20 protein-coding genes are annotated in these 23,921 nt (G+C 60.8%); 9 read left to right on the top strand and 11 right to left on the bottom strand.

The features are described 5' to 3' along the window. Nucleotides 1-76 precede the first annotated feature (76 nt). Together rpoH and P7A97_RS09275 are read left to right on the top strand one after the other, a co-directional pair. Nucleotides 77-931 (top strand): RNA polymerase sigma factor RpoH, encoded by an 855-nt coding sequence (gene rpoH, locus P7A97_RS09280; RefSeq protein ID WP_277689650.1) that lies wholly within the window; start codon nucleotides 77-79, stop codon nucleotides 929-931. Between the two features lie 59 nt (nucleotides 932-990). Then, on the top strand, nucleotides 991-1,581 hold the full coding sequence (locus tag P7A97_RS09275; protein WP_277689649.1) for a hypothetical protein: 591 nt from the start codon (nucleotides 991-993) through the stop codon (nucleotides 1,579-1,581). Between the two features lie 29 nt (nucleotides 1,582-1,610). Here P7A97_RS09275 and mtgA read toward each other — a convergent pair whose 3' ends face one another. Next, a complete protein-coding gene (gene mtgA / locus P7A97_RS09270; protein ID WP_277689648.1) occupies nucleotides 1,611-2,354 on the bottom strand; it encodes a monofunctional biosynthetic peptidoglycan transglycosylase in 744 nt (247 codons plus the stop codon). Between the two features lie 65 nt (nucleotides 2,355-2,419). On the opposite strand from mtgA, the gene P7A97_RS09265 reads away from it, so the two are divergent. The 5 genes from P7A97_RS09265 (at nucleotide 2,420) to P7A97_RS09245 (ending at nucleotide 6,269) form a co-directional block, all read left to right on the top strand. Then, nucleotides 2,420-2,791 carry a DUF423 domain-containing protein gene (locus P7A97_RS09265; RefSeq protein ID WP_277689647.1) on the top strand — a complete coding sequence of 124 codons (372 nt, stop codon included), beginning with the start codon at nucleotides 2,420-2,422 and terminating at the stop codon, nucleotides 2,789-2,791. Between the two features lie 94 nt (nucleotides 2,792-2,885). After that, on the top strand, nucleotides 2,886-3,086 hold the full coding sequence (gene thiS, locus P7A97_RS09260; RefSeq protein ID WP_277689646.1) for a sulfur carrier protein ThiS: 201 nt from the start codon (nucleotides 2,886-2,888) through the stop codon (nucleotides 3,084-3,086). A gap of 17 nt (nucleotides 3,087-3,103) precedes the next feature. Further along, nucleotides 3,104-3,895: a thiazole synthase gene (locus P7A97_RS09255; RefSeq protein WP_277689645.1), complete on the top strand. Its 792-nt coding sequence runs from the start codon at nucleotides 3,104-3,106 to the stop codon at nucleotides 3,893-3,895. 199 nt (nucleotides 3,896-4,094) lie between these two features. Next, the gene (gene trmB, locus P7A97_RS09250; RefSeq protein WP_277689758.1) at nucleotides 4,095-4,766 is read left to right on the top strand and encodes a tRNA (guanosine(46)-N7)-methyltransferase TrmB; all 672 of its coding nucleotides are present in this window, start codon (nucleotides 4,095-4,097) and stop codon (nucleotides 4,764-4,766) included. A gap of 156 nt (nucleotides 4,767-4,922) precedes the next feature. Further along, nucleotides 4,923-6,269 carry a DUF1329 domain-containing protein gene (locus tag P7A97_RS09245; protein WP_277689757.1) on the top strand — a complete coding sequence of 449 codons (1,347 nt, stop codon included), beginning with the start codon at nucleotides 4,923-4,925 and terminating at the stop codon, nucleotides 6,267-6,269. 58 nt (nucleotides 6,270-6,327) lie between these two features. On the opposite strand, the gene P7A97_RS09240 is transcribed toward P7A97_RS09245, so the two are convergent. Both P7A97_RS09240 and yrfG read right to left on the bottom strand, forming a co-directional pair. After that, nucleotides 6,328-6,792, bottom strand: coding sequence for a hypothetical protein (locus P7A97_RS09240; RefSeq protein ID WP_277689644.1), 465 nt, complete (start codon nucleotides 6,790-6,792; stop codon nucleotides 6,328-6,330). A 146-nt stretch (nucleotides 6,793-6,938) separates the two neighbouring features. Beyond that, complete coding sequence (gene yrfG, locus P7A97_RS09235; protein WP_277689643.1) at nucleotides 6,939-7,616, bottom strand: GMP/IMP nucleotidase; 678 nt, start codon at nucleotides 7,614-7,616, stop codon at nucleotides 6,939-6,941. 92 nt (nucleotides 7,617-7,708) lie between these two features. On the opposite strand from yrfG, the gene nudE reads away from it, so the two are divergent. Further along, nucleotides 7,709-8,272, top strand: a complete 564-nt coding sequence (nudE, locus tag P7A97_RS09230) for an ADP compounds hydrolase NudE (RefSeq protein WP_277689642.1) — start codon at nucleotides 7,709-7,711, stop codon at nucleotides 8,270-8,272. After that, complete coding sequence (gene cysQ / locus P7A97_RS09225; protein ID WP_277689641.1) at nucleotides 8,269-9,090, top strand: 3'(2'),5'-bisphosphate nucleotidase CysQ; 822 nt, start codon at nucleotides 8,269-8,271, stop codon at nucleotides 9,088-9,090. Before nudE ends, cysQ begins: the two co-directional genes overlap by 4 nt. Before the next feature lie 126 nt (nucleotides 9,091-9,216). Here the strand turns inward: cysQ and P7A97_RS09220 are convergent, their stop codons facing one another. The 8 genes from P7A97_RS09220 to P7A97_RS09185 all read right to left on the bottom strand — a co-directional run bounded on the left by P7A97_RS09220 (nucleotide 9,217) and on the right by P7A97_RS09185 (nucleotide 23,336). Beyond that, entirely contained in the window at nucleotides 9,217-11,100 is a 1,884-nt protein-coding gene (locus P7A97_RS09220; RefSeq protein ID WP_277689640.1) for a beta-ketoacyl synthase, read from the bottom strand. A gap of 207 nt (nucleotides 11,101-11,307) precedes the next feature. After that, nucleotides 11,308-12,234 (bottom strand): carbamate kinase, encoded by a 927-nt coding sequence (gene arcC / locus P7A97_RS09215; RefSeq protein ID WP_277689639.1) that lies wholly within the window; start codon nucleotides 12,232-12,234, stop codon nucleotides 11,308-11,310. A gap of 259 nt (nucleotides 12,235-12,493) precedes the next feature. Next, nucleotides 12,494-13,504 carry an ornithine carbamoyltransferase gene (locus P7A97_RS09210; RefSeq protein WP_277689638.1) on the bottom strand — a complete coding sequence of 337 codons (1,011 nt, stop codon included), beginning with the start codon at nucleotides 13,502-13,504 and terminating at the stop codon, nucleotides 12,494-12,496. A 90-nt stretch (nucleotides 13,505-13,594) separates the two neighbouring features. Continuing rightward, the gene (arcA, locus tag P7A97_RS09205; protein ID WP_277689637.1) at nucleotides 13,595-14,845 is read right to left on the bottom strand and encodes an arginine deiminase; all 1,251 of its coding nucleotides are present in this window, start codon (nucleotides 14,843-14,845) and stop codon (nucleotides 13,595-13,597) included. Nucleotides 14,846-14,863: 18 nt separating this feature from the next. Then, on the bottom strand, nucleotides 14,864-16,291 hold the full coding sequence (arcD, locus tag P7A97_RS09200; RefSeq protein ID WP_277689636.1) for an arginine-ornithine antiporter: 1,428 nt from the start codon (nucleotides 16,289-16,291) through the stop codon (nucleotides 14,864-14,866). A gap of 386 nt (nucleotides 16,292-16,677) precedes the next feature. Next, entirely contained in the window at nucleotides 16,678-18,039 is a 1,362-nt protein-coding gene (locus P7A97_RS09195; protein ID WP_277689635.1) for a sigma-54 dependent transcriptional regulator, read from the bottom strand. Next, nucleotides 18,036-19,844, bottom strand: a complete 1,809-nt coding sequence (locus P7A97_RS09190) for an ATP-binding protein (RefSeq protein WP_277689634.1) — start codon at nucleotides 19,842-19,844, stop codon at nucleotides 18,036-18,038. Before P7A97_RS09190 ends, P7A97_RS09195 begins: the two co-directional genes overlap by 4 nt. A gap of 525 nt (nucleotides 19,845-20,369) precedes the next feature. Further along, the gene (locus tag P7A97_RS09185) at nucleotides 20,370-23,336 is read right to left on the bottom strand and encodes a glycoside hydrolase family 99-like domain-containing protein (RefSeq protein WP_277689633.1); all 2,967 of its coding nucleotides are present in this window, start codon (nucleotides 23,334-23,336) and stop codon (nucleotides 20,370-20,372) included. Between the last annotated feature and the right edge of the window lie 585 nt (nucleotides 23,337-23,921).

The raw sequence follows: 23,921 nt of genomic DNA, 5'->3' as shown, positions 1-23,921 counted from the left end.
GGAACTTTTGCCCGGGTTCCCTGCTCTGAAAGTGCAGTGCTAGACTGCGCCAGTTTTGTAATACCGGAGGTTTTTGATGACCACTTCCCTGCAACCTGTGCATGCCCTCGTCCCAGGCGCCAACCTGGAGGCCTATGTGCATGCGGTGAACAGCATCCCGCTGCTGACCGTCGAGCAGGAGCGTGAGCTGGCCGAGAGTCTCTACTACGAGCAAGACCTGGAAGCCGCCCGCCAGATGGTGCTGGCCCACCTGCGTTTCGTTGTCCACATCGCCCGCAGCTATGCCGGCTACGGCCTGGCCCAGGCCGACCTGATCCAGGAAGGCAACGTCGGCCTGATGAAGGCGGTCAAGCGCTTCAACCCGGAAATGGGCGTGCGCCTGGTGTCTTTCGCCGTGCACTGGATCAAGGCCGAGATTCACGAGTTCATCCTGCGCAACTGGCGCATCGTCAAGGTCGCCACCACCAAGGCGCAGCGCAAGCTGTTCTTCAACCTGCGCAGCCAGAAGAAGCGTCTGGCCTGGTTGAACAACGATGAAGTGCATGCCGTGGCCGAGAGCCTGGGAGTCGAACCGCGTGAAGTGCGCGAGATGGAGAGCCGCCTGACGGGCCATGACATGGCCTTCGACCCGGCTGCCGATGCCGACGACGACACTGCCTACCAGTCCCCGGCGCACTATCTGGAAGACCATCGCTACGACCCGGCCCGCCAGCTGGAAGACGCCGACTGGAGCGACAGCGCCAATGCCAGTCTGCACGAGGCGCTGGAAAGCCTGGACGAGCGCAGCCGCGACATCCTCTACCAGCGCTGGCTGGCCGAGGAGAAGGCGACCCTGCATGACCTGGCTGCCAAGTACAACGTCTCCGCCGAGCGTATCCGCCAGCTGGAGAAAAACGCCATGAACAAGCTGAAAGGCTCGATTCAGGCGTAACGCGCATCACCTCGAAAAGCCGCACTCTGGTGCGGCTTTTTTCTGCCTGGAGCTTTCTCATGAGCCGTCGCCCGCCTGCCTTGTTGTTCACCGTCGTGGCCCTGGCCAGCTGCCTGCTGGGCTATTGGTGGCTGGTGCCGGACGAAGAGCAGGGCCAGCCCCTGGCTGAATTGCAGCAGTGGGAAACCGAACTCTTTCGCCCACAGTTCGATGAGCGCCTGACGGTTACCCAGTTGAACCAGTTTCTGCCCAGGGCTGAGCTGTGGCTGCAGCCGCGCATGGATGGCCCCCATCTGCTGCTGCGTGGCGAGCGAGAGGGCTGGCGCGTGGAGGGTGAGCTGGCGCTAAGCGATACCCAGCGTGCCAGCCTGGCCGAGGTCAGCGGCGTACGGCCCAATGATCCGGAGCAGCCGCAGTCGGCGGAGATGCTGGCGCAGCTGGCCGGACAGCGTGTCGAGGCGCTCAACCTGTCGCCGCGGCATACCGTCATGGCCACGGCACTGAGCGCCAGCCTGGGGGAGGCGCGCCTGCGTCTGCAATTGTCCGAGGGCGAGGCCTGGGTCTATCCCCAGCAGGGCCTGACCGCACATATCCGCGATGAGCGCGTGCAACTGCTGCGCATCGTGCCCAAGCGTCTGCTGCAGCGCTGACGACCCTAATGCCAAACTCCTGATGGTAATCAGGGTTTCGCTAACCAGTCAGGCCACCACTGTGGCGCTGTCAGTGCTGAGGACAACTGGTCGAGGTAGTGGCTGCCGCCCAGCTGGTAGCTCTGCCGGCGAATCCAGGCGGCACGGCGCTGCACATGGGGGCCTGGGCGGCTGGCGCTCCAGGCGCGCGGGTTGGGCAGTACCGCGGCCAGCAGGCTGGCCTGTTGGCGCGACAGATAGGGCGCTCCCACGTTGAAGTGATGGCGCGCGGCCGCTTCGGCACCGAAGATACCGTCACCCCATTCCACGCTGTTGAGGTAGACCTCGAGAATCCGCTGCTTCGGCCAGAGCAGCTCGATCAGTCCGGTGAACCAGGCTTCCAGCGCCTTGCGTGGCCAGCTGCGACCGGACCAGAGGAACAGATTCTTGGCTACCTGCTGGCTGATGGTGCTGGCACCGCGCAGGCTGCCGCCCTCGGCATTGTGGGCGAGGGCCTGGCGGATCGCAGCGATATCGAAGCCCCAGTGTTCGGCGAACTTCTGATCCTCGCCGGCGATCACGGCGATCTTCAGGTCGTCCGGCAGTTCGCTCCAGGGGCGCCAGCTGCGCTGCAGGTCGATGGGTTGGTTGTCGAGCCACGACTGGATCTTGCGCTCGACCATCAGTGCCGTGCCCGGCGGGTCGATCCAGCGCAGGGCCAGCACCAGCAGGGCGCTGCCCGCGGCGAGCCACAGCAGCAGTTTGGTCAGGCGACGGAGCAGATTGCGCAACATGGCTTGGCCCGGTTCGAGTGAGCGGCCATTATAGCGGCCGCGTTGGAATCGATCGGGACTGGATCATGTTGCGTGCCTTTATGCTGTTGGCGGCTGTTTTCGGGTTCACCGGTGTTGCCCTGGGCGCCTTTGCTGCCCATGGGCTCAAGGGGCTGCTGAGCGCCGAGTACCTGGCGGTGTTTCAGACCGGTGTGCATTACCAGATGCTGCACGCGCTGGCCCTGCTGGGTGTGGCCGCACTGGCCGAGCGTTTGCCTGCTCGCCTGGCGAAGGCTGCCGGCAGCCTGTTCGTAGCCGGTATCCTGCTGTTCTCCGGTAGCCTGTATGCCTTGACCCTGAGCGGCCTCGGCCAGCTGGGCATGATCACGCCGCTGGGCGGTGTGTGCTTGCTCGCCGGCTGGCTGTGCCTGGGGCTGTCCGCCTGGCGGGCGCGTTGAGGTTGGCGGCGGACAAATGGCGGGCGCGTGGCTTGGTCGCTGCCCGTGATCGGGCTAGAATGCCGACCCTTTTTCAGAATCTGACCGACCAGCCATGCTCATCCAGTTGAACGGCCAATCCTATGAGCTGCCCGACGGCGCCACCGTCGCGGACCTGCTCGTGCGCCTCGACGCTGTCGGCAAGCGGGTGGCGGTCGAACTCAATCTGGACATCGTGCCGCGCAGCCAGCACGGCACTACCGTTCTGCACGAGGGCGACCAGTTGGAAGTCGTCCACGCCATCGGCGGCGGCTAGTCGCCCGAGGATCTGCCATGAGCGCCATCATCGACAAGCCTTTCACCCTGGCCGGTCGTACCTATGAGTCACGTCTGCTGGTCGGTACCGGCAAGTACAGGGATCTCGAAGAGACCCGCCTGGCCATCGAGGCCTCGGGGGCCGAGATCGTCACCGTGGCGGTGCGCCGGACCAATATCGGGCAGAACAAGGATGAGCCGAACCTGCTCGACGTGATCTCGCCGGACAAATACACCATCCTGCCCAACACCGCCGGCTGCTATGACGCCACCGAGGCGGTGCGCACCTGCCGCCTGGCCCGCGAGCTGCTCGACGGCCACAAGCTGGTCAAGCTGGAAGTGCTGGCCGACCAGAAGACCCTGTTCCCCAACGTGATCGAGACCCTCAAGGCCGCCGAAGTGCTGGTCAAGGAAGGTTTCGACGTCATGGTCTACACCAGCGATGACCCCATCATCGCCCGCCAACTGGCCGAGATGGGCTGCATCGCGGTGATGCCGCTGGCCGGCCTGATCGGCACCGGTCTGGGCATCTGCAACCCTTACAACCTGCGCATCATCCTCGAAGAGGCCACCGTGCCGGTGCTGGTCGATGCCGGCGTGGGTACCGCGTCCGACGCCACCATCGCCATGGAACTGGGCTGCGAGGCGGTGCTGATGAACAGCGCCATTGCCCATGCGCAGAACCCGATTCTGATGGGCGCGGCGATGAAGCACGCGATCATCGCCGGGCGCATGGCCTACCTGGCCGGGCGCATGCCGAAGAAGTTGTACGCCAGCGCGTCGTCGCCGCTGGACGGTTTGATCAAGTAAGAGCCTGTTTATGACCCGCTGCGCGTCGGCCATGCGTCGTTAAAAGCACGCTCGGAATGCTCATTTACTCTTTGTAAACTCCGTTTCCTCGCCTGCTTTTGCCTAACCTGGCTCTAGCTCGCGAATCCTAAAAAGGCTCTAAGAGAATCTTATGAGTGACATCATCGAGCCGGCAGACGAAGGCGCTGCCGAGCGGCCGCTGCGCGGCATCAAGAGTTTCGTCATGCGCTCCGGGCGCATGACCGAGGGTCAGCAGCGTGGCCTTGACCAGGGCTGGCCAAAGTATGGGCTGGAGCTGGCCGACGGTCTGCGCGACTTCGACCAGGTATTCGGCCGTAGTGCGCCGCGCACCTTCGAGATCGGTTTCGGTATGGGCCACGCCACCCTGGAAATGGCCGCCGCCGCACCGGAGCAGGACTTCATCGGCGTGGAAGTGCACAAGCCGGGCGTCGGTGCCCTGCTCAACGGCATGCTTACGCAGAACCTGAGCAACATCCGCGTGTACAGCTGCGATGCCCTGGAAGTGCTGCGCGACTGCGTGGCCGACGCCAGCCTCGACCGCGTCCTGCTGTTCTTCCCCGATCCCTGGCACAAGGCGCGTCATCACAAGCGCCGTATTGTCCAGCTGAGCTTCGCCGAGCTGGTACGCAGCAAGCTCAAGGTCGGCGGCATCCTGCACATGGCGACCGATTGGCAGCCATATGCGGAACATATGTTGGAAGTCATGTCGGCGGCGCCCGGTTACCATAACGTTGCCGGTGCAGCAGGCTATGTCGAGCGCCCCAGCGAGCGTCCGGTAACCAAGTTCGAGAAGCGCGGCGAGCGCCTCGGTCACGGTGTGTGGGACCTCAAGTTCCAACGTAGCGAATGATCATCCAGGCCCTGCAGGATGCGGGGCTATATGACCGGGACCACCCGGCGCCAGGACGGCCTCTGCCTCACCACCAACGGCAATCTGCAGGCACGACCTACACTTGGTCGTACGAATAAGAGCAGCGGCGCCATGGCGCGCCGCGAGGAGAACGCTGTGCTGAGAACAATTGCAGTCCTGTCGCTGGCAGCCACTGTGTCACTGCCCGCGCATGCCCGCGTCGATGCCACCCAGGCCGCGCGCCTGGGGCAGGATCTGATGCCGCTGGGCGGTGAGCGCGCCGGCAATGCGGCGGGCACCATTCCGCCATGGGAGGGAGGCGTTTCCACGCCGCCGGCCAACTACCAGCCCGGCATGCACCACCCGGACCCCTTTGCCGCCGATGCCGAGCTGTATCGCGTCGACAAGACCAATATGGCCCAGTACAAGGCGCTGCTGACGCCCGGCTACCAGAAGCTGCTGGAGCGCAATCCGGACTACTACCTGCGCGTATACCCGACTCGCCGCAGTGCCGCTTCGCCGCAGCGCATCTACGACGCCACGCGCTTCAACGCTACCAATGCCACGCTGATCTCCGGCGGCAACGGTATCGAGGGCGCCGCCGCCGGCGTGCCGTTCCCGATTCCGCAGAACGGCCAGGAAGCCATCTGGAACCACATCACCCGCTACCGTGGCGAGCAGCTGCGCATGGAGACCAACCAGGCGGTGGTGCTCAATGGCGGCAGCTACGTGCTGCTCAAGCGTGACCGCGACATCATGTTCGTCTACGGCCGCGAAGGCATGACCCCCGGTGACCTGGACAACACTCTGTTCTACTACAAGTACGTGATCACTGCGCCGAGCAAGCTGGCCGGTTCCGCCCTGGTGGTGCAGGAAACCCTCGATCAGGTGCTGGCAATCCGCAAGGCCTGGCGTTTCAGCCGTGGCGAGCGTCGCGTGCGGCGTCTGCCGATGCTGGCCTATGACGCCATGCAGCCGGACACCAGCGGTATGGCGACCGCCGACGTGGTGGATACCTACAACGGCGCACCGGATCGTTACGAGTGGACGCTGCAGGGCAAGCAGGAAATGCTCGTGCCCTACAACAGCTATGCCGTACACCAGAAGGGCATTCCCTACGACACCATCCTGCAGAAGGCCCATATCAACCCCGAGCTGATGCGTCACGAGCTGCACCGCGTCTGGGTGGTTGAGGCAGACCTGCGTACGGGCTTCAGCCATCCCTATGCCAAGCGCCGCTTCTATCTCGACGAAGACAGCTGGCAGATCCTGGCTGTCGATCTGTATGACAAGCAAGGCGAGCTGATTGGTATGCAGGAAGCTCATCCGATCAGCTATTACGACGTGCCGGTGTTCGCCAGCACCCTGGAAACCATCTACGACTTCAAGGGCAGCCGCTACTTCGTCGATGGCCTGGACAATAACGAGAAGATGTACGACTACAACGTGCAGCTGAAGAAGAGCGACTTCACCGCCGCCGCCCTGCGCAGTGGTGGTATCTGAGTCTGTGAGGGCTCGGTAAAACACAAGGCCCGCATCAGCGGGCCTTGTCGTTTGTGCATCAGCGGTGTTTTTTGTGCCACTTGTCCTTCTTGTGGCCCAGTGCACGGCCTGGATGGCCATCATGACCATGGTAGTGACCGCCATCGCGATAGCGGCGGTCATCGCGGTCGTCATCGTCGTCGCCATAGGCATTACCGAGTGCGCCACCTGCACCGCCACCGACTGCCGCGCCGATCAGGCCGCCAGTACTACCTCCTACCTTGCTGCCGATAACTTGGCCACCGGCTGCCCCAAGGCCACCGCCGATAGCGGCTTCAGTGCGACTGCCCTTATCCGCGCCAACCGCGCTACCCGCTGCCCCGCCGACACCGGCACCAATGGCTGCACCGGTACTACCGCCTACCTGCTCACCGACCACCGTGCCGAGTACGCCACCCAGTGCGCCGCCAACACCGGCAGACGTATTGCCCGCCAGGGTAGTGGCGCTGGCCAGGGAAAGAGAAAGCAAAAGCAGGTATTTCATGAAGGCAGTCCAAGTCAGGAAGATGGTGCGGATGCTGCCAGCGCCACGGGCGGCGGCAAGTGCGGCATGCACGCGCTGCGAGGTGGATCACGAGTTGTGCAAAAAATGGCGCAGCCAGGGAACTGTCCAGCGCGTGTGCAATAGCGTCAGGCCTTGCCAGCGGTGAGCTCGGTGGCCAGCAGGCGGTAATCCTCTACGGCGGCGAACTCTTCGGTGTGCTTGGCCTGGCCACGGCTGTCCGGCTGGCGTACGGCCAGCAGATTGGCCACGCCATAGCGCCCGGCGCTGCGTAGGATGGGCAGGCTGTCGTCGATGAACAGGCTGCGCGCCGGGTCGAAGGGGAAGTCCTGTTGCAGGGCGAACCAGAATTGCTGGTCTTCCTTGGGGAAGCCGTAGTCGTGGGAGCTGATCAGTCTGTCGAAATAGGGTGCCAGTTCGACTTTCTCCAGCTTCAGCGACAGCGAATCGCGGTGGGCGTTGGTGATCAGCACCACGCGCTTGCCGGCGGCACGCAGGGCCTGCAGGAAGACGTCCGCGTCCGGACGCAGTGCGATCAGGTGGGCGACTTCACGCTTGAGGTCGCGTACCGACAGCTTCAGTTCGCGGCTCCAGAAATCGGTGCAGTACCAGGGCAGGGTGCCGGCATGCTGGCGGAACAGCGGCAGCAGTTCCGCTTCGGCCAGTGCGCGGCTGACGCCATGCAGTTCGGCATAGCGCTGGGGCAGGTGCTCCAGCCAGAAGTGGTTGTCGAAGTGCAGGTCGAGCAGGGTGCCGTCCATGTCGAGCAGAACGGTATCGATATCGGCCCAGGGCAACAGAGGCATGGTGAGATCCGGCAGTGGCGCAGCGTTACAAGATCACGCTCGGCAGATGAGGTTTGCCGGGTATGATACCTGCTCGAATCAAGGAGCGAGTGATGCGTGAGAAACCCCAGGTGCTGGCCCGCGAAATCGTCGCCAGCAGCCGCCTGTTCCGCGTCGAGGAGCTGCAGCTGCGCTTCTCCAACGGTGTGGAACGCACCTACGAGCGCCTGGTTGGCAAGGGCTCCGGCTACGGCGCGGTGATGGTGGTGGCGATGCTCGATGCCGAGCATGCGGTGCTGGTCGAGGAGTACTGCGCCGGCACCGACGATTACCAGATTTCGCTGCCCAAGGGCCTGGTCGAGCCGGGCGAGGACGTGCTCCTGGCGGCCAATCGCGAGCTCAAGGAGGAGGCCGGCTTCGGCGCCGAGCGCCTGGAGCTGCTGGCCGAACTGAGCCTGTCGCCCGGCTACATGAGCCAGAAGATCCAGGTGGTGTTGGCCCGTGACCTCTACGAGGAACGCCTGCCGGGCGACGAGCCGGAGCCGATGCGGGTGGACAAGGTCAGCCTGCGCGAAATCAGCGCCCTGCTGCAGCACCCGCAATTCACCGAGGGCCGTGCCCTTGCCGCGCTTTATCTGGTCCGCGATCTGCTGACCCAACGTGGAGAATTCAAGTGAGTCATCCCTATCTGCCGGCGCTGATCGAACTGGTTCAGCGTGCCGGCCAGGCCACCCTGCCGCACTGGCGCAACGACGTGGCGGTAGCCGAAAAGGCCGACGCCTCTCCCGTGACGGCCGCCGATCTGGCCGCCCATGAGATTCTCGCCGCGGGCCTGCGCGAGCTGGCGCCCGAGGTGCCGGTGTTGTCCGAGGAAGACAGCGTCATCCCGCTGAGCGAGCGCGCGCAATGGCAACGCTGGTGGCTGGTCGACCCGCTGGACGGTACCAAGGAGTTCATTGCCGGCAGCGAGGAGTTCACCGTCAATGTCGCCCTGATCGAGCGCGGTCGCGTGGTGCTGGGCGTGGTCGGCATCCCGGCCACAGGGTGCTGCTATTTTGGTGGTGCCGGCCTGGGCGCCTGGCGTCAGGAGGCCGGTGGTGAGGCCCAGGCCATCAGTGTGCGCCTGGCGCCTGCCGAGGCCTTTACCCTGGTGGCCAGCAAGCGCCACTCCAGCCCGGCCCAGGAACGTTTGCTGGCAGGTCTGTCCGAACGTTTCGGCGACTTGCAGCTGGCCAATATCGGCAGCTCGCTGAAGTTCTGCCTGCTGGCCGAAGGCAATGCCGATTGCTATCCGCGTCTGGCGCCCACTTCGCAGTGGGATACTGCAGCGGCCCAGGGCGTTCTGGAAGGCGCCGGTGGCGAAGTGCTCGATCTCAAGGGTGAGGCGCTGACCTACGAGGCGCGCGAGAGTTACCTCAACCCGTCCTTCCTCGGCTTGCCACAGGCAGCGGCCTGGCGCGCCGAGCTGATCCAGCTGGCCCGTGCGCTGGATTGATGGCCTCAGGGTGTTTCGTCGGCTGGGTAGAGCACCGCGAAACCCGGCGATGAAGCAAGGGCCTCATCTCCACCTGTATGACTCATCGCTGGGTTACGCCGCAGGCGGTTAACCAACCTACGCGGCTTACAGCATATCGCTGTAGCGCTCGTCCTTCTTGTAGCGCAGAGGCTGGGCGAAGCCCGGCACCTGGATGCCCTCGGCGCTGAAGTGCAACTGCTGATCGTCGATCAGGTCGTGGCCAAAGTTGTAGAGGATGTCGAACTGGCCGCGCAGGGCCTGCTGGTCGTACCGCGCGGCGCTGGCGCGGGTGGCCTCGCGCTTGTCCAGCCAGGCGCTATAGGCGGCCTCGCCATGGCGCTTGCGCAGCATGCGCTCGGCCACTTGCGGGGCCAGCACCACGCCGGTGGCGTTGTTGCCGCCGAAGCCCTTGGAGTTGATAAAGCAGACTTCCATCTCGCTCATCTGGCGATCTCGCGTGTCCAGGCTCAAGTGCTGGCAATGGACGTCATCGGCGACCTTGTCGATGGTCTTCAATCCGGGCAACAGACCGTGGCGGAAGGTGCCGAGCGCAGCGATCACCTGATCACCACTGGCGGTGGCCAGCGAGTGGCCGAGGAAGGCCTTGACCGCGGTGATTGGCCAATTGTCGATGCCGAAGGCGGCGGCGACCCGATCCAGCAGTTCGGATTCGGTGACCCGGTTGGCCGGGGTGCTGGAGCCGTGGGCATGCACGAAGCTGCGCGTGCGCACCGCGTCGATGCCGACCAGCTGGGCGGCGCTGGCCACGGCCTTGGCCAGGGTCAGGTAGTTGCCCGGGCCGGGCGCGGAGATGGACTTCTTGAAACCGTCGGCGTTGATGAACACATCCGGCACGGCACCGTGGATATCCGCGCCTAGTTGCAGGGCCAGTTCGTCGTCCATCAGCACCAGGTACTGGCATGATTCGGAAAGGGTAAAGCCGCAGTTGTCGCCGAACGGCCGACTGGCGCGACGGAAGTCCACCTCGTCGCGGCCTTCGAGCTTGCGCAGGCCCTCTTCGGTGGCCAGTGCGCCCATGGCGCCGTAGCCGTCGATGATCTCCTGGGTGATCGGCGCCTCGGCGTTGCCGACCAGGGCGACGCGGGCCTTGCCGCTGGCGATCTGCTCGATGGCCTTCTGCAGGTTGTAGAGGAAGGTCGCGCAGGCGCCGGTGACGCTGCCGGTGCTGCCGACGCTGCCCAGTACGTAGGCGTTGATGAAATCTGCCGGCATGGTGTTGAGGCCCAGCGGGCATTGTTTGGCGGTGACCCGGCCGCCCTTCAGGCGCGACTGCAGCATGCCGCCGAAACCGTATTCGTCGAGCTGGCTCATGATGCTGCCGGAGAACACGGCGACTTCATCGGGTTGCACCTGGTCCTGGATGGTTTGCCAGTCCAGGCCGGTGGAGCGCAGGGCGTCAGTGGCACCGACCACCGCCAGCTGCAGGCCGCGCGGGTGGAAGTGCGAGTTGTACAGGGCGCCGGGCTCGAAGCCGGCGGGCAGCTGGCCGGCGGACTTCACCGGCAGTGCGCGGTAGCTGTCGACCTTGAATTCGCAGGCTTCGGTGAGGGTCACCAGCACCTGCTGCTCGCCCAGTTGCTCGACGTTCCAGCTGGCCGGCAATGGCTCCGGCAGGTGCTTGCGCAGGGTGGTGAACTGCGCGCCGCTGGCGCTGAGGTTCTTCTGCCAATGGGCGGCATCGACGTCCAGCAGACGCTTGTCGATACGCCGTACCAGAGTGCCGTCGAGGATTTCGCCGGAGAAGCGGCTTTCGATCTCGGCCAGGCTCAGGGTGTTGCCCGCCTGATCGCGGTACTGACCGTCGACCACCTGCACCAGCTGCATCATCACGGCCAGGCCGGCCAGGGTCTCCTGGCGACTGGTACTGTCCAGGGACTCCTGAACGATACGGCGGAAACCATGGTGGAACGAGCTTCTGCCGGCGGCGTTGTAGCCGCCGAAGCCGACGATGACGGGAAGACGAGACATCACACAGAACTCCTTCGATCGCTCCGGGCCTGGAAGAGGCGTGCCGTCATTGCCGGGTAATGGAGCAATAACCGCTATAGCCAGGCGGCAGCTGCCGGGTGGCGACTCAAAATGAATCGGAATGACTGAGTGACGCAGTTCGTGACCGCAAGGTCACTCCGCGTTGTGACATCGGCAGAAGGAGTTGAGGCGTCCGTGCCTCCGCGCTTAGCGATAGCTCAGGCCTGGCTCGGCGGTACTGACGCGGGTGCCAGAGGTGCCCTGGACGATGGCCTCGATATTGGCCAGCGAGCCGATTACGGCGACTTTCCCGGTGTTGCGGGCGAACTCGCAGGCGGCCATGACCTTGGGGCCCATGGAGCCGGCGGCGAAGCCGAGGCGCTCCAGTTCGTCCGGATGGGCCTGGGCGATGGCCTTTTGGGTCGGCTTGCTCCAGTCGATGTAGGCGGCATCCACATCGGTGGCGATCACCAGCAGGTCGCAGGCCAGCTGTTCGGCCAGCAGTGCCGAGCACAGATCCTTGTCGATCACCGCTTCGACACCCTGCAGCTTGCCGTCCTCATACATCGTGGGGATGCCGCCACCACCGGCGCAGATCACCACACTGCCTTTTTCCAGCAGCCATTTGATCGGGCGGATCTCGAAGATGCGCTGTGGCCGGGGGCTGGCCACCACGCGACGGAACTTGTCGCCGTCCGGGGCGATGCTCCAGCCCTTCTCGGCGGCCAGGCGCTCGGCTTCTTCCTTCGGGTAGACCGGGCCGATCGGCTTGGTCGGCGTCTTGAAGGCCGGGTCGGCACTGTCGACCTCGACCTGGGTGAGGATGGTGGCGAAAGGCACCTCGAACGGCAGCAGGTTGCCCAGTTCCTGCTCGATCATGTAGCCGATCATGCCTTCGGTCTCGGCACCGAGCACGTCCAGCGGGTAGGGGTTGGCCGCGTCGTAGGCCGCGCCCTGCAGAGCCAGCAGGCCCACCTGCGGACCATTACCGTGGGCGATCACCAGTTCGTTGCCTGGCGCCACTTTGGCGATCTGCTCGCAGGCAATGCGTACGTTGGCGCGCTGGTTGTCTGCGGTCATGGCCTCGCCACGGCGCAGTAGGGCGTTGCCGCCCAGGGCGATGACTAGTCGCATGTTGGTTCTCCTTGAGATGTGGCCCTGCCCCCTTCAGGAGAGGGTGCTGTCCATGTGTGGCCCGGATGAAATCCGGGAGTTCTGTAGGGCTTGCCGCCCCGAATTTCATCCGGGCTACGTTCTGATTAGCGAACGCCCCCTCTTCCATTTATTAGGGGCACGCCTAGTAGAGAGGGCAGGGCAGGCCGCTCTGAGCGACCCTCTCCCCTGGCCCCTCTCCCGCGAGCGGGCGAGGGGAGGCAAGCGCGTGGCCTTGGGGTCAAACGTCAGCGAGCGTGGAGACCAGAATCGCCTTGATGGTATGCATGCGGTTCTCCGCCTGTTCGAAGGCGATGCAGTAGGGTGACTCGAACACGTCCTCGGTGACTTCGATACCGTTCTTCAGGTGCGGGTACTGTTCGGCGATCTGCTTGCCGACCTTGGTTTCGCTGTTGTGGAAGGCCGGCAGGCAGTGCATGAACTTGGCGCGCGGGTTGCCGGTGGCCTTCATCACGTCCATGTTGACCTGATAGGGCAGGAGTTCCTGGATACGCTCACCCCAGGCTTCGACCGGCTCGCCCATGGACACCCAGACATCGGTGTGGACGAAGTCGACGCCCTTGACCGCTTCCTTGACGTCTTCGGTGAGGGTGATGCGCGCACCACTTTCTTCTGCAAATTTCTTGCATGCAGCCACATGCTCATCGGTTGGCCACAGGGTCTTGGGCGCGGCGATGCGCACGTCCATACCGAGTTTGGCGCCGATCAGCAGCAGCGAGTTGCCCATGTTGTTGCGGGCGTCACCCAGGTAGGCGTAGCTGATGTCGTGCAACGGCTTGTCGCTGTGCTCGCGCATGGTCAGCACATCGGCCAGCATCTGGGTCGGGTGGTATTCGTCGGTCAGGCCGTTGAACACCGGCACGCCGGCATAGCTGGCCAGCTCCTCGACGATTTCCTGCTTGAAGCCGCGGTACTCGATGGCGTCGTACATGCGCCCGAGCACGCGGGCGGTGTCCTTCATCGACTCCTTGTGGCCGATCTGCGAGGAGCCCGGGTCGATGTAGGTGACGTTGGCGCCCTGGTCATAGGCGGCGACTTCGAAGGCGCAGCGGGTACGGGTGGAGGTCTTCTCGAAGATCAGTGCGATGTTTTTGCGCAGCAGGTGCGGCTGTTCGGTGCCGGTGTACTTGGCGCGCTTGAGGTCGCGCGAGAGGTCGAGCAGGTAGCGCAGCTCGCGGGTGCTGTGATGCATCAGGCTGAGCAGGTTGCGGTTGTGCATGTTGAAAGCCATGACGAAATTCCTCTTGAGAAAAGCGTTAGCGCCGGTACTGCTTAAGCCCGGCGTGGACGGCGGCCCTGGTGCGGGCCGCTGTGGGTGGCATCAATAGTCGATGGGGTCGCGGATGATCGGGCAGGTCATGCAATGGCCACCGCCGCGGCCGCGGCCCAATTCGCTGGCGCTGATGGTGACCACTTCGATACCGGCCTTGCGCAGCAGGGTGTTGGTGTAGGTGTTGCGGTCATAGCCGACCACCACGCCGGGCTCCAGGCAGACCACGTTGTTGCCGTCGTCCCACTGTTCGCGCTCGGCTTCGAAGCTATCGCCGCCGGTTTCCACTACGCGCAGTTTCTTCAGGTTGAGTGATTCGGCGACCACGTCGATGAACGACTTGTCTTCACGGCGCACGTCGATGCCGCCTGGCTTGCTCTCGTCCGGGCGAAGCACGAAGGGCACGATGTTGTAGGCCACGTCGGGGAAGACTGTGACCAGGTCGCGGTCGCAGAAGCTGAACACGGTGTCCAGGTGCATGGCCGCGCGCGATTTGCCGAGGCCGGCGACCACCACCCGCTCCGCCGCGCCCTTGTCGAACAGGGCCTTGGCCACCTGACCGATCGCCTGGTGCGAGCTGCGCTCGCCCATGCCGATCAGCACGGTGCCGTTGCCGATTGGCATCACATCGCCGCCTTCAAGGGTGGCGGCGCCGTGGTCCTTGTCCGGGTCGCCGTACCAGATCTGGAAGTCTTCATGGATGAAGTCCGGGTGGTACTTGTAGATGGCACTGGCCAGCAGGGTTTCCTGGCGCCGAGCCGGCCAGTACATGGGGTTGAGGGTGACGCCGCCATAGATCCAGCAGGTGGTGTCACGGGTGAACTGGGTATTGGGCAGCGGCGGGAAGAGGAAGCTGGATTCGCCCAGGTAGGCGGCGAACATCTTGGCTTCCTCGGAGGCCTTGTATTTGATCAGGTCCGCGCCGGACACGCCGCCAATCAGGAACTCGGCGATCTTGCGCGGCTCCAGGCTTTCGATAAAGGCACGTACCTCGCCCTGCAGGCCGAGGCCGACGCTGTTGGGGGTGATCTTGCGGTCGAGGATCCACTTCAGGGCCTCGGGGTTCTGCACCGTTTCTTCGAGCAGATTGTGCATCTCCACCACCTCGACGCCGCGCTCGCGCATCTTGGTCATGAAGTCGAAGTGGTCGCGCTTGGCCTGGGAGACCCAGATCACGTCGTCGAACAGCAGTTCATCGCAGTTGTTGGGGGTCAGGCGCAGGTGCGCCAGGCCCGGCGAGCACACCATGACCTTGTGCAGTTTGCCGGCCTCGGAATGGACGCCTAGGGCTTTCTTGGACATGTCGAACTCCTTCTCGGATTAGAGGCTGAGGAAGCCGTCATACAGGCCATAGGCGGCGATGGCGGCGCCGATCAGGACAACGGCGAAGATGAGCTTCTCGATGTTGGTGAACACGGGTTGGCCCAGTTCGCGCTTGGCCTTGGCGAACAGGATGACGCCCGGTGCATAGAGCAGGGCGGACAGCAGCAGGTACTGCACGCCGGCGGCATACACCAGCCAGATGGCGTAGAGGGACGAGACTAGGGCGATCAGCAGGTCCTTGTTGCGTTCGCCGCTACCGCTCTCGTAAGTTTCGCCGCGCCAGGCCAGCAACAGGGCGTAGGCGCTGGACCAGAAGTAAGGCACCAGGATCATCGAGGTGGCCAGGTACAGCAGGCTCAGGTAGGTCGAGCTGTTGAACAGGGTGATGATGAGGAACAGCTGGATCAGCCCGTTGGTCAGCCACAGGGCGTTGGCCGGCACCTGGTTGGCGTTCTCCTTGCGCAGGAACTCCGGCATGGTGTGGTCCTTGGCCGAGGAGAAGATGATCTCCGCGCAGAGCAGGGTCCACGACAGCAGCGCCCCGGCCAGCGACACCAGCAGGCCGATGGAGATCAGCTGGGCGCCCCAGGGGCCGACCACCTGCTCCAGCACGCCGGCCATGGAGGGGTTCTTCAGCCCCGCCAGCTCGGCCTGGGCCATGATGCCCTGGCTCAGCACGTTGACCAGCACCAGCAGCAGGAGCACGGCGACGAAGCCGATCACTGTGGCCTTGCCCACGTCGCTGCGTTTCTCGGCGCGGGCGGAGAAGATGCTGGCGCCCTCGATGCCGATGAACACCCAGACGGTGACCAGCATCATGTTGCGCACCTGATCCATCACAGTGCCTAGGTCGCTGTTGCCGGCGGCCCAGAAGTCGGTGGTGAACACATCGAACTGGAAGGCGATGGCGGCGATCACGATGAACAGCGCCAGCGGCACCATCTTGGCGATGGTTGTCACGGTATTGATGAAGGCCGCTTCCTTGATCCCGCGCAGCACCAGGAAGTGCAGCAGCCACAGCAGGATCGAGGCGCAGATGATCGCCGGCAGGGTGTTGCCCTCGCCGAACACCGGGAAGAAGTAGCCGAGGGTGGAGAACAGCAGCACCATGTAGCTGACGTTGCCGATCCAGGCGCTGATCCAGTAGCCCCAGGCCGAGGAGAAGCCCATGTAGTCGCCGAAACCGGCCTTGGCATAGGCGTAGACACCGCCGTCGAGCTCGGGCTTGCGGTTGGCCAGGGTCTGGAACACGAAGGCCAGGGTCAGCATGCCGACGCCAGTGATCAGCCAGCCGATCAGGGTGGCGCCGGCACCAGCGCTGGCAGCGATGTTCTGCGGCAGGGAGAAGATTCCGCCGCCGACCATGGAACCGATGACCAGGGCAATTAACGCACCCAACTTGAGTTTGTTTGCTGAGTCAGACATCCAACACCTCCAGTGTGCGGAGCAGAGTGGCAACTATTGGGCGCGCTATTGGCAAAAGAGGTGTTGACTTCGGTCAATAGTCGGTCAGCCATTGCCGTCGCTAATGTCTCGTACTACGGCTGGCACAGAATTGCACGGGAGCGCCGAGATAGATGGCCGTGGCAGCACCTTCAGGAGGTGCCTTGAGGAAAAGCTAGTTCAGTATTTATCGCTCGCAAGTTTCAGTTGTGAGGCGATTATTCGTGTTGGCAATTTGCAGATTTATAACTTCGCGATAAATGAAAAGTTATTTAACGCGAATAGAAATATAGATCGCCTCTTCAGGCGATGGCGGCGGGCGCTGGTCTTAGGCTGAGATAGGGGCGTTAGCTGGCCAGTGGCCTGACTCAGTCCTGTTCTTCGCCGCCCCAGGCCAGGCCATGCTTGCGCAGCTTGTCGTGCAGGGTCTTGCGCGGCAGGCCCAGGGCCTCGGCCAGGCTACGCAGGGAGCCATGCTCTTTGGCCATTTCGGCGCTAATCAGCGCGCGCTCGTAGGCGTCGACCTGCTCGCCGAGGCTCTGCCCGGAGTGCTGGCTAGACAGCGGGCCAGGCTGTTGCAGGCCGAGCTCCAGGCCCATCGCGAAGCGTTCGGCCGCGTTCTGCAACTCGCGCACATTACCGGGCCAGTCGTGGCTCAGCAGTTGTGCGCGCTGCCCCGGCTGCAGGCTGCGTGGTGGCAATCCATGGCGCTGGCTGGCGGCCTCGGCCAGGTGCTGGAACAGCAGGAGGATGTCTTCGCCGCGTTCGCGCAGTGGTGGAATACGCAGCGGCGCGACGTTGAGGCGGTAGTACAGGTCGGCGCGGAAGCGGCCCTGGTCGGCGGCGATGCGCAGGTCTTCCTTGGTGGCGGCGATTACCCGGATATCCAGGGGGATCAGCTGGTTGCCGCCGAGCCGTTCGACCACACGTTCCTGCAGCAGGCGCAGCAGCTTGACCTGGATATCCGGGCTCATGCTCTCGATCTCGTCGAGGAACAGGGTGCCGCCGTTGGCGAACTCGAACTTGCCGATGCGGCGCTTCTGCGCGCCGGTAAAGGCGCCAGCCTCGTGACCGAACAGCTCACTCTCGACCACGGACTCGGCCAACGCGCCGGCGTTGATGGCGACGAAGGGGCCATGCTTGCGCGCCGACAGGTCGTGCAGGGCGCGCGCGACCACCTCCTTGCCGGCGCCGGTTTCGCCGAGGATCAGCACGTCGGTGTGGATCGCCGCGAGCGCACCCACCTGTTCGCGCAGGCGCTGCATGGGCGCGCATTGTCCCAGCAGGCGCGCGCCCAGTTCCTGGCGATCCGCCAGAGCCAGACGCAGACTGCGGTTGTCCAGTACCAGGCGGCGCAGTTCCAGGGCGCGGCGCACGCTGTCGAGCAGAGCCTCACTGGCAAAGGGCTTTTCCAGGAAGTCGTAGGCGCCGGCGCGCATGGCCTGTACCGCCAGCGGCACATCGCCGTGGCCGGTGATCAGCAGTACGGGCAGTTCCGGATCGCGTTCGCGCAACTGCGCCAGCAGTTGCAGGCCGTCGATGCCGGGCATGCGGATATCGCTGACCACCACCCCGGGCCAATCGGCAGGGATGCGCTGGGGCAGGTCACGGGCATCGGCGAGGACCTGCACCTGCAGGCCGGCCAGATCGAGGGTCTGCGCCAGGGCCTGGCGCAGGTGCTCGTCATCGTCGATCAGCAGGACCTGAGTGCGGGCGTCGATGGCCGTCATGAAAACTCCTCGGGCGGTTGCAGGTTGGCAGCGGGTTCGGCGCGGCGCAGTTGCAGGGTGACCAGCGCGCCGCCCTCGGGATGGTTGGCCAGCAGCAGCTCGCCACCCAGGGCACGCATCAGGGTATCGCAGATGGCCAGACCGAGGCCGAGGCCCTGGGTGCTGGTCTTGGTGGTGAAGAAGGGTTCGCGGGCGTGCGCCAGGGCCTGGTCCGAGAAGCCCGGACCATTGTCGCGCAGCAGCAGCCGAACCCCGTCGGGTGTGGTTTCGCTGCTCAACCAGAGTTTGCGTGGCGGCGCTTTCTCGGCGAGGGCGTCCAGGGCATTGGCCAGCAGGTTGCCGAGCACCTGGCGCAGGCGCGTCTCCCCGGCCTGCACCCACAGGGTGGCGTCCGGCAGATCGCGGATCAGCTCGACGTCCAGCGCCCGGCGGCGTTTGGATAACAGCGCCAGGGCATCGTCCAGTGCCGGCTGCAGGGCTACGCTCTCCGGCGCGTGGCGGTCGCGCCGGGCAAAGGCACGTAGGTGGGCGATGATCGAGGCCATGCGCTCGGTCAGTTGGCTGATTTGTTTGAGGTTGCCGCGGGCATCGTCCATGCGCTGGTGGTCGAGCAGCACCCCGGCGTTGTCGGCATAGCTGCGGATCGCCGCCAGCGGTTGGTTCAACTCGTGGCTGATGCTGGCGCTCATGGTGCCCAGGGCGCTGAGTTTGCCGGCCTGCACCAGTTCGTCCTGGGTCCGTACCAGCTCCTGCTGAGCCTGTTCGCGCTCCAGTACTTCGTCCTTCAGCCGGCTGTTGAGGTTCTCCAGCTCGCGGGTGCGTTCCAGCACACGGATTTCCAGCTCGCGTTTGGCACGGGCATCCAGGGCGATGCGCTCCAGGTAATGACGCCGGCGCTGCAGCAGCAGGCCGAGCAGGGCGAGCAGGGCGAGCAGGCTGGCGCCGCCGATGGCCACCACGTTCTGCACCGGACGGTCGACCTGGTTACGCGGCGCGAGGATGCTCACCGTCCAGCCCGTCTCGACCAGCTCGCGGCTCTGTTGCAGCCAGGTCTTCCAGTCGATTTGCGCCAGTTGCGGTTGCAGGTTGGGGTAGGGTTGGTCGGCGGCGATCTGGCGCAGCTCCATCCGGCTCAGCGGTCGACTGGCATGGAAACGCCAGGCCGGTTCGGAGGTGAGGATGATCACGCCATTCTCGTCGGTCACCAGCAGCTGCTCGGGCGTACGGCCCCACAGGCGCTCGGTGTAGTCGAGGTCGACCTTGACCACCAGCACGCCGAGCAGGCGTTCGCCCTCACGTACGGCCGAGGCATAGAAGTAGCCGCGCTTGCCTGAGGTGGTGCCAAGGCCGAAGAAGCGCCCCAACTGGCCCTGGATGGCCATCTGGAAATACGGGCGGAAGCTGAAGTTACGGCCGACGAAGCTGTCCGCCTGGTCGTGGTTGGACGCCGCGCGGGTGACCCCGTCGGTATCCATCAGATAGATCACGTCAGCGCCGGTCTGCTCGCGCACCCGCCTTAGCAGCGCGTTGGCGCGCTGCAGCGCTGCCGGGCTGTCCGGCGTCAGCAAGATGCCGCGCAGATCCGGCAGGTCGCCGAGGATAGGCGGCAACACCTCGAAACGGCGCAGGGTGCCGAGCAGGTTGGCCACGTAGAGGTCGAGAGTCTGGCGATTCTGCTCGGCCAGCTCACTGCGGTAGTAGCGCTCGGCCAACTGCTGCAAGGGCCAGAGCAGCGGCGCGAGCAGCAGGGCCAGCAGCGCCAGACTGCGCCAGCGGGGGCGGTGTAGGGGGTGGTTAGCTGTCATGTCGCAATGCGCCTGGAGAACAGGCGCATTATGCATGTGTGATTGCTGCTAAATGCTGTATACAGGTCTAAGGGGTGTCCTTCGAGAGTGTGTGTTATTCCAAAAAAGCACATGAGTCGAAGCATACACTGTTGAATCTCTATGGCCGATGTGAATGCAGAGCTAATTCTATCTAGCTGAGTTCGCATAATTTCTGCGTCGAAACGTGCTTCATATCCCGGAAGTCAACGCTCACTCTTGGCAAGCAACCGGTGACGTGCGGAAGAGAAATCCTTGTTTTCAGGTTTTATTGGTTTTCTCGGTGAAAAAAATCTAGCACTCAGAGGTTACTACTACCGAATAAGTAATTACTCAGTCTATATCGGCATTACATTCGCAGGTTTAATATCTGCTGGCCACTCAGGAGAAACCTGTAAACGCAGAAATCCGGGTAATCCCGGATTTCTGTATGGGCTTAAAGCTTAGTTGTTGAGCTTTTTGCTCGAACGACATTTGCTGTTAATCATAGATATGCGTTTGAGTACCCTAGCAAACCTCTACGGTAAAATTGTTTTCGTAGGCGATAAGGCAAAATATTCTTTCAATGGCATGAGGCAAAGTGCCATCCACAAGGCCTTGTTCGCCGTCAAAATCACACGACTTGAACTTGTTTAAACTGATGAGTGCTGCCGGACGAAACCAGAACATAGAGCCTGCAGGGAATTTATCATATCTAAATTTAATATTTTGAATGCCACAAGCCTTTTGAACTACCTCATGATCGAAAGTCATGTTTCGATCAGTGTGCTCTGTTAGATAGCTTTCTGGAATGATCATCCCAAGATTCTGATTCTCTTCAAAGCGATGAACTATTTTAGAAGTAGCTTCTTTGTCGCCGATTAGTGCCTCAAGAAGATCGCCGCGAATATCATCGCCGTCATTCCGATATACGCTTTTTTTCGTATGAATCTTGCAGACTGCGGTGTAGTTTAGGGTGCTAATAAAGTTGATAATTTTTGTTAGCGGAAATATGTCGCGCCCACGATTCTCATGATACTCGACGAGGGCCCGAGGAAAATCGGCGGAAACAATATCAATGCCTGCCTTGTCAGTAGTTGTAACAAAAAGATCGAACCCTATGGACTCTAATGACTTCAAGTGGCTCTTAATTTCTGGCCAAAGCTCTAAATAATGCAAGTGGAGAATCACAGCATAGTCGCTGGTCTTCTCGAAATTTTTCCTGGTAGGGCCTGTCTCATAGCTATCGTCGAAGTTGGAAATGACATCATAAGTTGCCTGCAGATAGCCGTACCCATATCTTCTATCAGGCTCCAGATGCGTCCCTTCTGCCCATTCATTCCAAGCGTTAACGAAAACCAGCTTCTCAGCTAGCGAATATTTTTCATTGCGATAGACATTACTGCAGAGAGCAGCAAGCCATTGCTTATAACGTAACAGGCTGAATCCATGGAATATATGACTGTTATTCTGCTTGCGTGCTGTATTGTCCCAAGAAAGCATAGAAGTCCTAAATAGCTTGTATTCTGGCTCTTCTTCCCGGATGGCCATGGTTACTACTTGATCATAGCTAAATATAGCCCCCTCAAATTCAGGGTTAGTGATCTGAAGTTGAGAGCTTATTTCATGGCTTTTTACAGTGTGGGGTGGGAACTCAACCGCTGCATCAAAACCAAATTCTTCTGGGCCCTTGATGCCAAAGCTTTGAGCGCAGATCAAGTAAAGGTCTGTGAACCCGTGCTTCATAGCTTCTTCTCGCCATAAAGCTGATGTTTTTAAGATATTTGGAATAATGCTTGCGCGATAGATGATGAGTACAGGTTTGCCATCAATCTTTATATATCGCGGGTCGTTAAAGTATTTAATCAGGTGTCTAATGAACGCGATAGAGTCTTCGTCGCTGTGGTTTTGAGCTATGAGAACATCATTTTCTTGCCCATCCCAGCGACGTGTCCAATTTTCGTTTGCCCAAGTGAGACAGAAGGGCATGTCGACTTTAGGATTTTTTAGCATCATCTCAAGCGGCGTATCCATAAGTATCTCGCCGCCAAACCAATAAAAGTAGTAACTGAACCCGTAGATACCATATTGCTTTGCTAACAAAGCCTGTTCTTCCATTACGGAAGGAATGCGGAGGTCGTAATAGCCATTGTGAATAGGGCAATGGGGCTGATAATGACCTATATAGTTGCGCTCCGCCTTACCTACATTAGACCACTCCGTAAATCCTTTCCCCCACCATTTATCATTTTCAGGGAAGGGGTGGAATTGGGGTAGATAGAAGGCAATCAGCTTAACTGCAGGATTGGTTGTTGGGTTGTTTTTAAAATCTGTATAAGCCTCTTTCGTGTCGTCGAAGTGTATTTTAGGTATGTCATACACAGGTGCTTCTAGTTTGGGTAATGGTCTTTTAAGATATTTTCTTATAATGTTTTTCTGGGCTTCAGGTATTGGAAGCTTGTGCCAGAGTCTATTTATAAGAGGGGGGGCGATTTTTTTATTCATGGTTGGCTGTCTCGCAAGACTTCTTCTCACATAGCGTAGCGGTTTTGTTATCCGCCAAGAACGACTGTTTTTAATGGTGAGATTTTCATTTAAGAGGTTATTGTATGAATTGACTAAGCAAATATGTTTGCTGTTGATTTCTTCAAATTTACTTTCTATTTCTTTATTTTTATTTTGGCTGGCGTTTAGTTCTGATAGGAGGTTTTTTTGCGATTCGACTAGGCACTTGTTCTCAGTGCTAATTTCTTCGAGTTTGTGTTCCGTTTCTTTGGTTTTATTATGGCTGGCGCTCAACTCTGAACTGATTAAGTCTATTTTGATATTTTTTTCATTTAATAGTTTTAAGTCTGGCAGGTAGCCAAATTGTTGGCTGTCGCATGGGGTTCTAGAGTCGTACCCGAAATAATAGATTTCAATGTGATCTTGTATTCTTGAAGGGAAGTGATCTTCCTGTGACTTGTCTTTTAAAAAAACACAAACAAAATCATTCCACATCCCTTCGCCTTCTTCTGGACCTATTTTATCGCCGACGAAAGACTCAAGGAGCGTTGTGTTGTAATGATGGTGCTGGGCCCATTTGGCTAAGGCATGCCCCGAGTCTGGATAAAAGCGCCAGCTATCGACTGGGTATCTATGAACCATACCATTGCTTGGGGTGTTTAAATACATAATCCCCCTTGGCTTGAGGATGCGAATGCATTCCAAGTAAAGTAACCAGAAAAATTCTGAGTGCTCAAACACAGAACTGCAAACGATTACATCGACAGCCTCATTATCAAAGGGGAGCTTGTAAGGATCGGTCAATACAACGTCAACTCCGTTGCCTTCTACGAAGTCGACTCCAATATAGGAGGCATCTTTAGGGCTGAGCTCTCGGAGCGAGCCATTAACATTTTGGGCGCCAATGTCTACGATAACTTTTCCACTAAAATCGGCTGGGCAATATGTCTCAAAAAAGCATTTTCCATAAAACATCGCTGATTTATGCACGATAAAACCTCAGGGCATCCTATTTAAAGTAACGCCATATGGCATTTGTGTGATCATTAAAGTGGTTCGCTTTTGAATGGCGGTTTCATGAGCGCGAGATGTGAGATTATTTCCTTGCTATCAAAACAATTGCTGCTGGGTACTCGAATACATAAACTTCACATGAAGAAAAACCAGCTTTTATTGGGGTTAGCCAAGCATCAGCACCAAATTCGGTATGGACCAACTGGTCGTTAGCTAGAACTCCAGATTGTCCATGGTAGCTAGGTGGAAGTCCGGATCTGGAGCGAGTAAATCGATCAACTATAATTGGGACTGTGAAAATACATGCGCCATTTTCTTTTAGCACTCTACGGCATTCTGACAATCCCCGCTTAGGGTTTGGTACATGCTCAAGTGTGTCTGAGTGAATCACTAGATCAAAGCTCCCAGATGGAATGTCCAAGTTCTCCATATCGAACTCAGGGTATTCTATTAAGCGATGCGCCTGGCTCTTATTGAGAAAGCTAGTTAAGTTTCCGGCGCGATTAATTTCTAGGATGCTTACTCTGGAGGTATTTTTGCAGAATTCGTCTAGTGTGCCAG

Origin of the sequence: Pseudomonas sp. GOM6 (assembly GCF_029537485.1) — a bacterium.
GTDB lineage: Bacteria > Pseudomonadota > Gammaproteobacteria > Pseudomonadales > Pseudomonadaceae > Aquipseudomonas.
Note: the sequence above shows the minus strand (reverse complement) of the source record. Positions and strands in the feature narration are given on the sequence as shown.